The sequence below is a fragment of the Bordetella bronchialis genome, assembly GCF_001676705.1.
Classification (GTDB): Bacteria; Pseudomonadota; Gammaproteobacteria; order Burkholderiales; family Burkholderiaceae_B; genus Bordetella_C; species Bordetella_C bronchialis.
Genome location: NZ_CP016170.1, coordinates 4,975,100 through 4,987,864, shown reverse-complemented (window position 1 = coordinate 4,987,864; position 12,765 = coordinate 4,975,100). Strand labels below are relative to the sequence as shown.

Sequence of the window (12,765 nt, the reverse complement as noted above, 5' to 3'; positions counted from 1 at the left end):
ATGTCCGTTCCCATCAATCGCCTGACCGAAACCTTCGCCGTCGCCCCCCAGCTGTCGCCCGACGATATGGCGGCCGTGGCGGCCGCCGGCTACAAGAGCGTGATCATCAACCGTCCCGACTATGAGGGCGGCCCCGACCAGCCCACCGCGGCCGCGGTGTCCCAGGCGGCGCTGAACGCGGGGCTGAACGTGGAATACCAGCCGGTCGTCAGCGGTGGCATGACGACCGAGGACGTCGCCCGCTTCGCGCAGTTGCTGGACACCTTGCCGCAGCCCATCCTGGCCTATTGCCGTACCGGCACCCGCTGCACCAATCTGTTTGTTGCCGCGCAGCACGCCGGCTCCAAGGGCCGGGGCTAGCGGGGGCAGGGATGCTGCTCTGCCGCCGGCCGGGTATTTCCGGTAGGATTGGCTACACACATTCCGTGTAAGGAGCAGGACATGTTCAAAAAAATCCTCATTCCCACCGACGGGTCCCCGCTGTCCGCCCAGGCGGCCAATGCAGGGGTTTGCTTCGCCCGCTCCGTCGGGGCGGAAATCGTCGCCCTGCACGTCACCCAGCCTTTCGCCGCCACCATAGGTTTCGACGGCATGGCGGCGGCCTACGCCATTACGGACGAAGACTACGAAAAAGCCTCCGCCGAACAATCCAAGCGCTACCTGAAGCAGGTGCTGGATCGGGCGGAAACGGCCGGCGTCAAGGCCACCGCGCGAGCCGTATCGAATTTCAATGTGGCGGACGGCATCGTCCAGGCCGCGCAGGAAAACGGCTGCGACCTGATCTTCATCGGCAGCCATGGCCGCAGCGGCCTGTCGCGCCTGCTGCTGGGCAGCGTCACCGCCAAGGTGCTGTCGCTGGCCCACGTGGCAGTCCTGGTGTACCGCGTCAAGGAAGAAAAAGCCTGATGCCGCGCAGCGGCGCCCCTGGGCGCCGCCGCCCTCGATCCGCCTGCGTCCTGCGGTGCCGGCGGATTTTGTTTTATGGCGTGCCGTCAATGCGGATGCGAGCGCCGCTGAAGCGAACAGGCGGCGGTGTCGCCACCCGACCGGGAAAGCACGCTTAGAATTCGATTTCGATAACAAAGGTCGTACGCGAGTACCTTCCCTTCATTCCCAGTCGCTTGGCGGACCTGGCGAACTCCATGCCATAAAGGCGTTGTATCGACGCGAAGTTCGTTACGAACTTGGACGTTGGAATCAGGATAGGCGTGTAGCGCGGCGGATCCTTCCGCACGCCGAGCGCGATATCCAGCGCTCGTGCCACTGGCACCTGATATGGAAGCACGATCGGGTAAGGCGCATACTCGGCCCACGAAGTGCCTGCGCCTTTGCGCGACGCCCCATAGTGTCTGAGGAAGTCGGCCAGGGTCGGATCGTTCCGGCCGAGCTCCCGGCCGTGCAGCACAATGCGGGCTCGCCAGCTGATAAGTGTGCGCGACATGGCCTGGCCGTCGGGGTTGAACGTCAGCTGACCCGCCCGATGTGCCTGGTTGAAAAGCTCCGCGAACCCCTCGGGGGTGCTGGGCAATTGGCGCAGGCGTATCGGTAGCGGGTGCCCTCCTGCGATGCGCAGCATGGGTCCGGGCAGGGCCGGCGCGGCGGCCATCGCGGGCGAGGGCGTATGGCGCCTTGCCACGGGCTCCGGCCCGGCATCCGCGGTGCCGAGCACCTGGTCCACGGTGTCCGCATCCAGTACGGGCAGTTCGCCAAGGTGGTGTTCCAGGTCGGCGGCATGCAGTTGTCCGGGCCGGAACTCCGCCGCCGCGGCCGCGGCCAGGACGTCCAGGCCTTCGATCATGTCCTCCGGGCGAAACATCGGCACATGGCCCGTCGGATCGGCGCCGGTAACCGGGTTCCCCAGGCAGTAGCCATAGCTGTTCAAGCCGCCGAGGCCGAAAGGGCTGTCCGTGTCCGGCACGGTAAAGCGCATCAATGCCGGCGAGTAGAAGCGGTACCCATCGCCTAAAGGGTAGGCGCTGGTGATAGGGTCGGGAATCGATCCCGTGTAAGCGCATATCGCCGCATGGCCCATGTCACGTCCTGGCGGGTGGGTAGGGCGCGCACGCAGGCATGGCGCCAGGCGCTAGTATGCCCGGTCATCGGGCGCCCCAGGACAGCGAGACGCGTAATACTGGGTTGCCATACGTAGGCCTTGGGGTGTCGCGAGGCGGGCCGCCAAGGCCGCACGTATTCGCACCCGGCCGGCTGGACAGGCTCAGAAGTGGATCTCGACGACGTAGGTCGTGGGCGAGTAACGGCCCTTTATGCCCAACCGCTTGGCAGCGTCGGCGAACGCCGCGCCGTAAAGGCGTTGTATCGACCGTTTTGATGCGGCGAACCTGGCCGTTGGAATCAGGATAGGGGTGTAGCGGTCGGGGTTCTTCCCCACGCCTAGTGCGATATCCAGGGCGCGCGGGACTTGTATCTCATAGGGAAGCATGATTGTGTAGGGCGCATCCTCGGCCCACGGGCCGCGCGTGGACCAGTCGAAGCTCGACGCGCCATAGTGCTTGAGGAACGTGGCCAGGGGCCTGTCGTTGCGGCCGAGCTCCCGGCCCATCAATACGATGCGGGGCTGCCAGCTTAGAAGCGCGCGCGACATGGCCTGGCCGTCGGGGTTGAACGTCAGCTGACCCGCCCGATGTGCCTGGTTGAAAAGCTCCACGAACCCCTCGGGGGTGCTGGGCAATTGGCGCAGGCTTATCGGTAGCGGGTGCCCTCCTGCGATGCGCAGCATGGGTCCGGGCAGGGCCGGCGCGGCGGCCATCGCGGGCGAGGGCGTATGGCGCCTTGCCACGGGCCCCGGCCCGGCATCCGCGGTGCCGAGCACCTGGTCCACGGTGTCCGCATCCAGTACGGGCAGTTCGCCAAGGTGGTGTTCCAGGTCGGCGGCATGCAGTTGTCCGGGCCGGAACTCCGCCGCCGCGGCCGCGGCCAGGACGTCCAGGCCTTCGATCATGTCCTCCGGGCGAAACATCGGCACATGGCCCGTCGGATCGGCGCCAGTAACCGGGTTCCCCATGCAGTAGCCATAGCTGTTCAAGCCGCCGAGGCCGAAAGGGCTGTCCGCGTCCGGCGCGGTAAAGCGCATCAATGCCGGCGAGTAGAAGCGGTATCCATCGCCTAAAGGGTAGGCGCTGGTGATAGGGTCGGGAATCGATCCCGTGTAAGCGCATATCGCCGCATGGCCCATTTCGCGTCCTGGCGGGTGGGTAGGGCGCGCACGCAGGCATGGCGCCAGGCGGGAGTATGCCCGGTCATCGGGCGCGCAGGACAGCGAGACGCGTAATACTGGGTTGCCATACGTAGGCTTGCTATGCGCAGGCATCGGAGGAGAGTCGGCGGCGGCGTTCCGAAGAGACGAAACCGCCGGCACCTGGCGTCCCGGCGCATTGCATGCGGCAACGCGAGATTACGTCGCGCCGTGGTCCACGAAACACACTCGATACGCATAATGGGCCCTGAGTCGCACTTCCGGCGCATGCGTGCGAATAAACAAAGGCGGATGGATCATGACTGGCGGGCATGCTCTTGCTTATACGGGATCCCCCTTGGACGGGGTCACAGGGGGCTATGCGCTGGGCAACGGCTATCGCATGTTCCTGCCGGCGCTGATGCGATTCAATGCCCCGGATACGGACAGTCCGTTCGGCCTGGGCGGCGTCAATGGCTATGCGTATTGCGCGGACGATCCGATCAATGGCTCGGACCCGAGCGGGCACATGATGCTGGGCGCCGGGATGTTGCGCGATGCGCAGGACGCGCTCGAACAAACCATCGCGCGCGCGGCCGATCCATCGAGGTTCCTGGACGCCGATGGCGTGGAGGCGGTCCTCGCGGCCCCATCGGGGCAACGCCGCAATAGCGCTGACGAGGTGGCCGATTTTTTTGGCGACCTGGATAACCCTGGCCATGCCGCGGCGCCCGTTGCGGGCCCATCCGCGCCGACAGAGGTGCCATTGGCGCCAGGACATGCGGCGGCCGCTGGCCTGCGCCCGGCGCATGCGGCCGCGCCGGGCGCGGTGGAGGGCGTGGTGGGGCAAACCGTCCGTCTTCGGCGACTACCGGCCAACTACGCAGACCTGGACGAGTTCGTGAGAGCGCTTCATGACGCCGGCTCGATCGATATCAATCCGGATCGGCGAGCCATCTCGCGCAAGGTCTACAGCATCACGCCGCAGATTGTGTTGAACGGCGTGGCCCTTGGGAGGAACGACCCGGTGGTCGTCAACCTGATGAAACGCCTTGGCGCCACGCGCGGACGGGGCGGATCGCTCATCGCGCCGTATGTTGTCAAACTGAAAGATCCAACGGACAACGCCACCGCGCTGGACGTGGCTTTCAGAGGAACGGTGCCGGGAGCGCCGGACTTCAGCGTGGTCGTGGTGCCACTGGGCAGGTCGTATACCGTGCCCGTGTTCGTGCAGGCTTTTTTCGACCAGGCCAAAACAATGGGCAAGCGCGTTCGCTGGAACGTCGTCAAACACCGTAACGAATTCTATTGATGCGCGCCGTAGGGCGTACCTGAACGCGACCACCGCCTGTTGCGGCGCTATCCAGAGACTCCAGGTCGTGATACGCCCTGTCGCGGCACCGGCGGGTTGCATGCGGCAACGCGAGATTACGCCGCGTCCGGGCCGCGATGCAGTCCCCGGCGGGCACAATGCATCATGAAGAGCGTGTCGACGCGCGTGTCGGGGGACAACCGTGGATCTGTCATGAAAGGCGGCTGTGTTCTGGGATATACGGGGTCCGTCCAGGACGCGGTGACCGGTGGCTATGCATTGGGCAACGGCTATCGCATGGCTCTTCCCGCGTTGATGCGATTCAATGCTCCGGATACGGACAGCCCTTTCGGCCCGGGGGGCGTGAATGGCTATGCGTATTGCGCGGACGATCCGGTCAATGGCTCGGACCCGAGCGGGCACATGATGTGGGGCGCCGCGATGTTACGGGATGCGGAGGACGCGCTGGAGCAAACCGTGGCACGGGCGGCCGATCCATCGGAGCTGCTGAACGCCAATGGCCCGGGCGGCGACATCGCCGGCACGTCGGGCCAACGGCGAAAGAGCGCGGAATGGGTGGGTCGATTTTTCGACGAGCTGGATGATCCGGGCCATGCCGCGGCCCCCGCCGCACCCGCACGGGCGCCAGTGGCAGCGCCTCTGGCACTCGAACAGGCGGTAGGCGCCGGTCGGGGCAATCGGGATCCGGCCGCCCTTGGCGCCGTCGTGGGCGTGGTGGGGCAGACCGTGCATCTCCGGTATATACCGGTAAGCGATGCCGATGTGCAGGAATTTTTCAGGGCGGCCTATGCCGCCAGGCTCGTCAACATCAATCCCGACGGACAGGCCGTTTCACGCGTGCTTTACGAGATCGAGCCGAGCATTGCCATGAACGGTGTGCCGGTGAACAGGAACGATCCGATGGTGGTCAGTCTGATGAAACGCCTTGGCGCCACGCGCGGACCGGGCGCGCCGTACGCCGGGCGGTACATTGTCAAGCTGAGGGCGCCCGCGAACCGGGCCGAAGCCCTGGATGTGCTTTTCATGGGTACGGTGCCAGGGGCACCGGACTTCAAGTCTATCGTGATGACGCCCAAGCCGGGCGGGAAGTACACGCACACCTTGTTCGAGCAGGCGTTTCTCCAGCAGGCCAAGCACATGCGCAAGCGCGTGGCCTGGAACGCGGCAGAAACCCGTGCCCAATTCTACTGATCCGGCATGGCCGCACCGGAGTTCTGCAGACCGCGGACAAGTCATGAATAAGGCAACGATACCTGCATACGCGGACGCCATTCCCGACCCGGTCACCCGCGCCTACCCCTTAGGCAATGGCTACCGCTTCTACTCGCCGGCGCTGACGCGGTTCACCGCGCCGGACGCGGACAGCCCTTTCGCGCTCGGCGGATTGAACGGCTATGGGTATTGCCTGGGAAACCCCGTCACCGGTACCGATCCGACGGGCCATGTGCCGATGTTTCGCCTGGAGGAGATGCTCCCGCACTTGGACGTTCAGGCCGCAGAGGCAGCGGCCGAGTTCCGGCCGGGACAACTGGATGCCGCCGACCTGGACAGGTGGCTGGGCGAGGAGGAGTCGCCGGCGCCGCATTCGCCGGCCCTTCTGGCGCCGGGGGGCGGCCCGGGACCGGGCACTTCGGCCGCAGGCCGGGCGGGTGGCGTCGCCGCGCATGCCGGCGGGGCGGCCACCTTGCCGGACGCGCCGGTCGGGCAGCAACTCGCCAGACTCGACGTGCCACGCGGTATCCCGCCCCCGGCCATCGTGCTGCGGGCGCTGCCCCAGGACGATCTGGGCTTGAAACGATTTTTCAATAGCGCCTATGGGCTGGGCTATGTCACGCTCAGCCCCGATGGGCCGGCCAAATCCGCGATCCTTTTCACCATCCATCCCCGGATAGCGCTACTGGGCCGTCTCCTCGACCACCATGATCCGGACGTGGTCGAGCTGATGAAGCGGTTCGGCGCGAGCTGCGGGCAACCGAAGGGCGGGTGGCGCGACAGACCCTACACCGTATCCCTGACAGCACCGGTGGCGCCGGAGTCCGGATTAATCGTCGCATTGGGAGGCCGGCGGCCCGGCAGGCACGGCTTCGACCCGATCCTGCTTAGCGCCGCTCAGACACGCACGCCGCACCTGAAAAGGGCTTATACCCGCGAGTTCCGCGATAGGGCGGCGCTTCTAAGGCTGAACATCTTGTAAGGGATAGAGGACCCTGCGAGCGGCGGCAGGATGCAAGATCCCGCCGCCGCATGGCCTAGCGGAACAGCACCACCGCCTGCTGCAGCGTTACCCAGATGCCCCAGGCCAGCGGGATGCCCACGCAGGCCCAGGCGAAAGCGATGACTCCCGCCGGCGTCTTGAAGGTCGAGGTCGATTCGCCATGCACCTCGGCCGCCACGGCCCGTTCATGCGCCAGCGCCTTTTCCTTGGCCAATTCCTCGTCGGTCATGAAGTGCTTGGGATTGACGGGACGGATGGCCAGGTTGCACAGGAAGCCGATGACCAGCAGGCCGGCCAGGATGTACATGGTGATGTCGTATACCTGCGCGCGCGGCACGCCGATGGACAGCTGGTATTCGCGCAGATAGCTGATCAGCACCGGCCCGAAAATCCCCGCCGCCGACCAGGCCGTGAGCACGCGGCCGTGGATGGCGCCCACCATCTGCGTGCCGAACAGGTCGGCCAGGTAGGCCGGCACCGTGGAGAAGCCGCCCCCGTACATGGACAGGATGATGCAGAAGGCGCCGACGAACAGGGCGAGGTGGCCGGCGTGCGCCGACCACGGCACGGAGGCATACAGCACGAAGCCCAGCACGAAGAAGGTGAAGTAGGTCATCTTGCGGCCCAGCTTGTCCGACAGGCTGGCCCAGACGAAGCGGCCGCCGATGTTGAACAGGCTGAGCAGGCCGGTGAATCCGGCGGCGATGGTCGCGATGGCGGCCAGCTGCTCTTTGTTCAATTGCGAGAAGGTCAGCGCGTCCTGGCCGATCAGCTTGCCGGCGAAGACTTCCTGCAGCAGCGGCGAGGCCATGCCCAGGATGCCGATGCCGGCCGTCACGTTCAGGCACAGGGCCCACCACACCAGCCAGAACTGCGGCACGCCCCAGATCTTCTTCACATGCACGTGGCCGTGCGTGATCATGGCGTTCTGCGTCCGCGCCGCGGGCGGCGTCCAGCCCTCGGGCTTCCAGTTGCTGGCGGGCACGCGGTAGGACAGCGCGCCGGCGGTCATGAATACCGCATAGACCACGGCCAGCGTCAGGAAGGTTTCCCAGACGCCGGGCGAGCTGGCCGAGGCATAGTGGCGCATCAGCAGATTCGCCAGGGGAGCGCCGACCATCGCGCCGCCGCCGAAACCCATGATGGCCATCCCGGTGGCCATGCCGCGGCGGTCCGGAAACCATTTGATTAGGGTGCTGACCGGAGAGATATAGCCCAGGCCCAGGCCCACGCCGCCGATCACGCCGGAGCCCACCCACAGCATCCATAGCTGGTGCATATAAATGCCCAGCGCCGAAACGACCAGGCCGCCGCACCAGCAGGCCGCCGAGACGATGCCCGCCTTGCGCGGGCCGGCACGCTCCAGCCAGCCGCCCCACATGGCGGCGGAGCAGCCCAGCAGGACGAAGAACAGGATGTAGGTCACCGTCATGCTGGAGATGCGCCAGTCGCAGCTGGTGGTGAAGAGTTCGCTCGCCAGGCTCATGTCCGCCGGGCAGGCCAGCGGCGCGGTGCCGCCCAGCGACTTCGACAAGGGCAGCCAGAAGACGGAAAAGCCATAAGCCATCCCGATGCACAGATGGATCGCCAGGGCGGCGGGCGGCACCAGCCAGCGGCTGAAGCCGGGGCCGGCGATGGTTCTTTCCTTGTCCAGGAAGCCGGGTTTGCCGGCGGGTATATCCAGCGTGGTCGCTGTGCTCATGTCCTCTCCTTTGTTTTGGCTCGAACGGAACGCCCGCGGTGCCGCGCGCGTGGCGTTCCGGTGTTGTCGGGCCTCGTGGGCCCGTTGTCCGGATGGCTGGTCTGCCGTGTTTCCCGCGCGCGCCGCCGGCATCCGGTTGTCCGCCGGGCGCGCGTTCAAATCCTGGATGTATTCGCCGCCTTCAATGCGCGGGCGCTTTCGGAGTCAGGCGCTGGCGATTGCGGGTGATGGCCTCCAGCACGATGGGGCTGAGGCGAACCTCGCTGTCCTGGCCGTCGGGATGCCGTTCCAGGAAGTCCAGCAGCGCGGTGCGCATGCGGGGCTCCCAGAATTTCTGGATGTGGCTGGCGATGCCTTCGACCGCTTCCGGGCGGTCGGGCATGGCATCGAAGAAGTCGCCGATGCGGTTGGCCATGCGGATAAGGTTGGCGCTGTCCATTCTTGCTCCAGGGGTCACGCGCGTATGCGTTCCGCGTGCGTGTATAGCGTGGCGTCGTCGTCGCGCATGAAGCCGAGCAACGCGATATTCAGGCGCTCGGCCAGCCGTTGCGCCAGGGCGGTGGGCGCCGAGACGGCCGCCAGGATGCCGACGCCCGCGGCGGCGGTCTTCTGCACCATTTCAAAACTGGCGCGGCTGGACACGGCGATGAGCCCGCTGTGCGCGGGCGGGGCGCCGTCCGCGCGGCGTGCCAGCGCGCCGATCAATTTATCCAGGGCGTTGTGGCGGCCCACGTCCTCGCGCACCAGGCCCGGGACGCCGTCCGCGCCGGCCCAGGCGGCGGCGTGCGTGGCGCCCGTCTGCGCATGCAGCGGCTGGCGCTGGCGCATCGCGCGCATGGCGTCCAGCACCGCGCGCGCCGGCACGGCCGTGCCGGCCGCCACGGGCGGAATGTCGCGCAGCACTTCGGGCAGCGTTTCCACGCCGCACAGGCCGCAGCCGGTGCGGCCCGACATGGCGCGCCGCCTTTCCTTCAGGCGCGCCGCGCAGGCGCTGGAAATCGTCAAGGCCAGCACGATGCCCGCCGCGCCGGGCCGTGTTTCGATGTCGCGCACGTCGCGTGCGCCCTCGATGATGCCTTCGGTCAGCGAAAAACCGACGGCGAAGTCTTCCAGGTCGGCCGGGGTGGCCAGCATCGTGGCGTGGCTGATGCCGTTGTATTCCAGCGCGATGGGCGTTTCCTCGGCAAGGACATCGTCCTCGGGTCCGGGGGCGCGGACGCCGCCGCGGATGCGCAGCACGCGCGCGGGGCGCGAAGTGGGGGTCAGCAGGCCGGGCAGGTCGTCGCCGCGCACGTAGCCCGGGGTGTCGGCGCCGCCGCCCCGCGGCCCGGCGGCGGGCCGGGCGGGGGCCGCTGCGTCCGGCGCGGCGGGTTGCGGCTGTGTCGGTATTGCCATGTCCTTGCGATATCTGCCTGAGGGGCCCGCCGCCTACTTGCCGGCCGGCACGGTTTCGCGCTGGGCCAGCAGTTTATTCTGGATATCGCTGAACCGGCTCCACTGGCGCTGCCATTCGGATGGCTGCGACACGCGCATCACCTGCACCGCCGTGACCTTGTACTCCGGGCAGTTGGTGGCCCAGTCGGAGTTGTCGGTGGTGACCACGTTGGCGCCCGATTCGGGAAAATGGAAGGTGGTGTACACCACGCCGGGCTGCACGCGGTCGGTCAGCACGGCGCGCAGCACGGTCTCGCCCGCGCGGCTCTGCACGCCCACCCAGTCGCCTTCGGCGATGCCGCGGTCCTCGGCATCCTGCGGATGGATTTCCAGCACGTCCTCGGCATGCCACATGACATTGGGCGTGCGGCGCGTCTGCGCACCCACGTTGTATTGCGACAGGATGCGGCCGGTGGTGAGCAGCAGCGGGAATTTGCGCGTACTGCGTTCCTCGGTGGGCACGTACTGCGTGATGATGAACTTGCCCTTGCCGCGCACGAATTCGTCGATGTGCATGATGGGCGTGCCTTCCGGCGCTTCGTCATTGCAGGGCCATTGCAGGCTGCCCAGGCGGTCCAGCTTCTCGTAGGTGACGCCGGCGAAGGTCGGCGTCAGGCGCGCGATCTCCTGCATGATTTCACTGGGATGGCGGTAGTGCATGGGATAGCCCATGGCGTTGGACAGGTCGACCGTAATTTCCCAGTCGGACTTGCCGTTGCGCGGCTCCATCACCTTGCGCACGCGCGAGATGCGCCGTTCCGCGTTGGTGAAGGTGCCATCCTTTTCCAGGAAGGAAGAGCCGGGCAGGAAAACGTGCGCGTACTTGGCCGTCTCGTTCAGGAACAGGTCCTGGACGACGATGCATTCCATGGCCGCCAGCGCGGCCGCCACGTGCTGCGTGTTGGGATCGGACTGCACGATGTCCTCGCCCTGGCAGTACAGGCCTTTGAAGGTCCCCGACAGCGCGGCGTCGAACATATTGGGAATGCGCAGGCCGGGCTCCGGCTGCAGCGTCACGCCCCAGTCGCGCTCGAACTGGGCGCGCACCGTGTCGTCCGAGATATGCCGGTAGCCCGGCAGCTCGTGCGGGAAGGAGCCCATGTCGCAGGAGCCCTGCACATTGTTCTGGCCGCGCAGGGGATTCACGCCCACGCCTTCGCGGCCGATATTGCCGGTGGCCATGGCCAGGTTGGCGATGCCCATCACGGTGGTCGATCCCTGGCTGTGCTCGGTCACGCCCAGGCCGTAATAGATCGCCGCGTTGCCGCCCGTGGCGTACAGGCGCGCGGCGCCGCGCACCGCGGCCGCCGGCACGCCGGTGACGGCTTCCATGGCCTCGGGCGAGTTCTCCGGACGCGATACGAATTCACGCCACTGCTGGAAGGGCAGGGTCTCGCAGCGTTCGGCCACGAAGGCCTCGTCGATCAGGCCTTCGGTGGCGATGACGTGGGCCAGCGAGGACAGCAGCGCCACATTGGTGCCGGGACGTACCTGCAAGTGATAGTCGGCCTTGATGTGCGGCGAGCTGACCAGCTCGATGCGGCGGGGGTCGATGACGATCAGCCGCGCGCCTTCGCGCAGGCGGCGCTTCAGGCGCGAGGCGAACACCGGATGGCCGCTGCTGGGATTGGCCCCCATGACGACGACCACGTCGGAATACATGACGGAATCGAAAGTCTGCGTGCCGGCCGATTCGCCCAGCGTCTGCTTCAGGCCGTAGCCCGTGGGCGAATGGCATACGCGCGCGCAGGTGTCGACGTTGTTGGTGCCGAAGCCGGCGCGCACCAGTTTCTGGACCAGCCAGGTTTCCTCGTTGGTGCAGCGCGACGAGGTGATGCCGCCGATGGCGTCGCGGCCATGCTGCGCCTGCAGGCGCTTGAATTCCGACGCGGCGTAGTTGATGGCTTCTTCCCAGGAAACTTCGCGCCAGGGGTCGGTGATGCGCTTGCGTATCATGGGCTTGGTGACGCGTTCCTTGTGCGTCGTGTAGCCCCAGGCGAAGCGCCCCTTCACGCAGGAGTGTCCGCGGTTGGCCTGGCCGTCCTTCCAGGGCACCATGCGCACGACTTCCTGGCCTTTCATTTCCGCCTTGAAGCCGCAGCCCACGCCGCAGTAGGCGCAGGTGGTGACCACGGAATGCTCGGCCTGGCCCATCATGATGACGGTCTTTTCCTGCAGCGTCGCGGTGGGGCAGGCCTGCACGCAGGCGCCGCAGGACACGCATTCGCTGTCCAGGAAAGGCTGGTCCTGGCCGGCCGACACGCGCGAGTCGAAGCCCTTGCCGGAAATCGTCAGGGCGAAGGTGCCCTGGGTTTCCTCGCAGGCGCGCACGCAGCGGTTGCAGACGATGCACTTGGCGGGGTCGTAGGTGAAGTACGGGTTGGACTCGTCCTTGGCGTCGTTCAGGTGGTTGGCGCCCTGGTAGCCGTAGCGCACGTTGCGCAGGCCCACCACGCCGGCCATGTCCTGCAGTTCGCAATCGCCGTTGGCCGGACAGGTCAGGCAGTCCAGCGGATGGTCGGAGATATACAGCTCCATGACGCCGCGCCGCAGGTCATGCAGCTTGGGCGTTTCCGTGCGTACCACCATGCCGTCTTCCACCGGCGTCGTGCAGGAGGCCGGATAGCCGCGGCGGCCGTCGATCTCCACCAGGCACAGGCGGCAGGAGCCGAAGGCCTCCAGGCTGTCCGTGGCGCACAGCTTGGGGATGTTGATGCCCGCCTCGGCGGCGGCGCGCATCACCGAGGTGCCGGCCGGCACGCGGATTTCCTGGCCGTCTATGGTCAGGCTGACCTGCTTTTCGGATACGCGCGCGGGCGTGCCGTAGTCCCGGTCTCGTTTGATGACGGTTTCCAACATGGTGGAGTCTCCAAATCTTTCTTCACCGG

Annotated in this window: 11 protein-coding genes; 5 read left to right on the top strand and 6 right to left on the bottom strand. The window is 66.8% G+C overall.

From position 1 onward, the window contains the following. Together BAU06_RS21875 and BAU06_RS21870 are read left to right on the top strand one after the other, a co-directional pair. Positions 1–360, top strand: coding sequence for a protein tyrosine phosphatase family protein (locus BAU06_RS21875; RefSeq protein ID WP_066355559.1), 360 nt, complete (start codon positions 1–3; stop codon positions 358–360). A gap of 81 nt (positions 361–441) precedes the next feature. Then, positions 442–906 carry a universal stress protein gene (locus tag BAU06_RS21870; protein WP_066355555.1) on the top strand — a complete coding sequence of 155 codons (465 nt, stop codon included), beginning with the start codon at positions 442–444 and terminating at the stop codon, positions 904–906. Positions 907–1,060: 154 nt separating this feature from the next. Here BAU06_RS21870 and BAU06_RS21865 read toward each other — a convergent pair whose 3' ends face one another. Both BAU06_RS21865 and BAU06_RS21860 read right to left on the bottom strand, forming a co-directional pair. After that, a complete protein-coding gene (locus BAU06_RS21865; protein WP_082988402.1) occupies positions 1,061–2,032 on the bottom strand; it encodes an RHS repeat-associated core domain-containing protein in 972 nt (323 codons plus the stop codon). A gap of 183 nt (positions 2,033–2,215) precedes the next feature. Further along, complete coding sequence (locus BAU06_RS21860) at positions 2,216–3,193, bottom strand: RHS repeat-associated core domain-containing protein (RefSeq protein ID WP_197509358.1); 978 nt, start codon at positions 3,191–3,193, stop codon at positions 2,216–2,218. Positions 3,194–3,551: 358 nt separating this feature from the next. On the opposite strand from BAU06_RS21860, the gene BAU06_RS21855 reads away from it, so the two are divergent. The 3 genes from BAU06_RS21855 (at position 3,552) to BAU06_RS26935 (ending at position 6,720) form a co-directional block, all read left to right on the top strand. Then, positions 3,552–4,505: an RHS repeat-associated core domain-containing protein gene (locus BAU06_RS21855; RefSeq protein WP_066355543.1), complete on the top strand. Its 954-nt coding sequence runs from the start codon at positions 3,552–3,554 to the stop codon at positions 4,503–4,505. Positions 4,506–4,670: 165 nt separating this feature from the next. Then, complete coding sequence (locus BAU06_RS21850; RefSeq protein WP_082988399.1) at positions 4,671–5,717, top strand: RHS repeat-associated core domain-containing protein; 1,047 nt, start codon at positions 4,671–4,673, stop codon at positions 5,715–5,717. Then, a complete protein-coding gene (locus BAU06_RS26935) occupies positions 5,701–6,720 on the top strand; it encodes an RHS repeat-associated core domain-containing protein (RefSeq protein WP_197509356.1) in 1,020 nt (339 codons plus the stop codon). Before BAU06_RS21850 ends, BAU06_RS26935 begins: the two co-directional genes overlap by 17 nt. Before the next feature lie 55 nt (positions 6,721–6,775). Here BAU06_RS26935 and BAU06_RS21840 read toward each other — a convergent pair whose 3' ends face one another. The 4 genes from BAU06_RS21840 to fdhF form a co-directional block, all read right to left on the bottom strand. Then, entirely contained in the window at positions 6,776–8,443 is a 1,668-nt protein-coding gene (locus BAU06_RS21840; protein WP_066355524.1) for an OFA family MFS transporter, read from the bottom strand. Positions 8,444–8,624: 181 nt separating this feature from the next. Continuing rightward, complete coding sequence (locus tag BAU06_RS21835; protein WP_066355517.1) at positions 8,625–8,882, bottom strand: formate dehydrogenase subunit delta; 258 nt, start codon at positions 8,880–8,882, stop codon at positions 8,625–8,627. 14 nt (positions 8,883–8,896) lie between these two features. Continuing rightward, the gene (gene fdhD / locus BAU06_RS21830) at positions 8,897–9,838 is read right to left on the bottom strand and encodes a formate dehydrogenase accessory sulfurtransferase FdhD (protein WP_082993778.1); all 942 of its coding nucleotides are present in this window, start codon (positions 9,836–9,838) and stop codon (positions 8,897–8,899) included. Between the two features lie 33 nt (positions 9,839–9,871). After that, a complete protein-coding gene (gene fdhF, locus BAU06_RS21825) occupies positions 9,872–12,736 on the bottom strand; it encodes a formate dehydrogenase subunit alpha (RefSeq protein WP_066355510.1) in 2,865 nt (954 codons plus the stop codon). Positions 12,737–12,765: the final 29 nt, after the last annotated feature.

Coding starts and splice junctions, on each gene's coding strand:
- BAU06_RS21870 (WP_066355555.1), top strand. CDS start 442: ATGTTCAAAAAAATCCTCATTCCCACCGACGGGTCCCCGCTGTCCGCC.
- BAU06_RS21850 (WP_082988399.1), top strand. CDS start 4,671: ATGAAGAGCGTGTCGACGCGCGTGTCGGGGGACAACCGTGGATCTGTC.
- BAU06_RS21835 (WP_066355517.1), bottom strand. CDS start 8,882: ATGGACAGCGCCAACCTTATCCGCATGGCCAACCGCATCGGCGACTTC.
- BAU06_RS21840 (WP_066355524.1), bottom strand. CDS start 8,443: ATGAGCACAGCGACCACGCTGGATATACCCGCCGGCAAACCCGGCTTC.
- BAU06_RS21875 (WP_066355559.1), top strand. CDS start 1: ATGTCCGTTCCCATCAATCGCCTGACCGAAACCTTCGCCGTCGCCCCC.
- fdhF (WP_066355510.1), bottom strand. CDS start 12,736: ATGTTGGAAACCGTCATCAAACGAGACCGGGACTACGGCACGCCCGCG.
- fdhD (WP_082993778.1), bottom strand. CDS start 9,838: ATGGCAATACCGACACAGCCGCAACCCGCCGCGCCGGACGCAGCGGCC.
- BAU06_RS21860 (WP_197509358.1), bottom strand. CDS start 3,193: ATGGGCCATGCGGCGATATGCGCTTACACGGGATCGATTCCCGACCCT.
- BAU06_RS21865 (WP_082988402.1), bottom strand. CDS start 2,032: ATGGGCCATGCGGCGATATGCGCTTACACGGGATCGATTCCCGACCCT.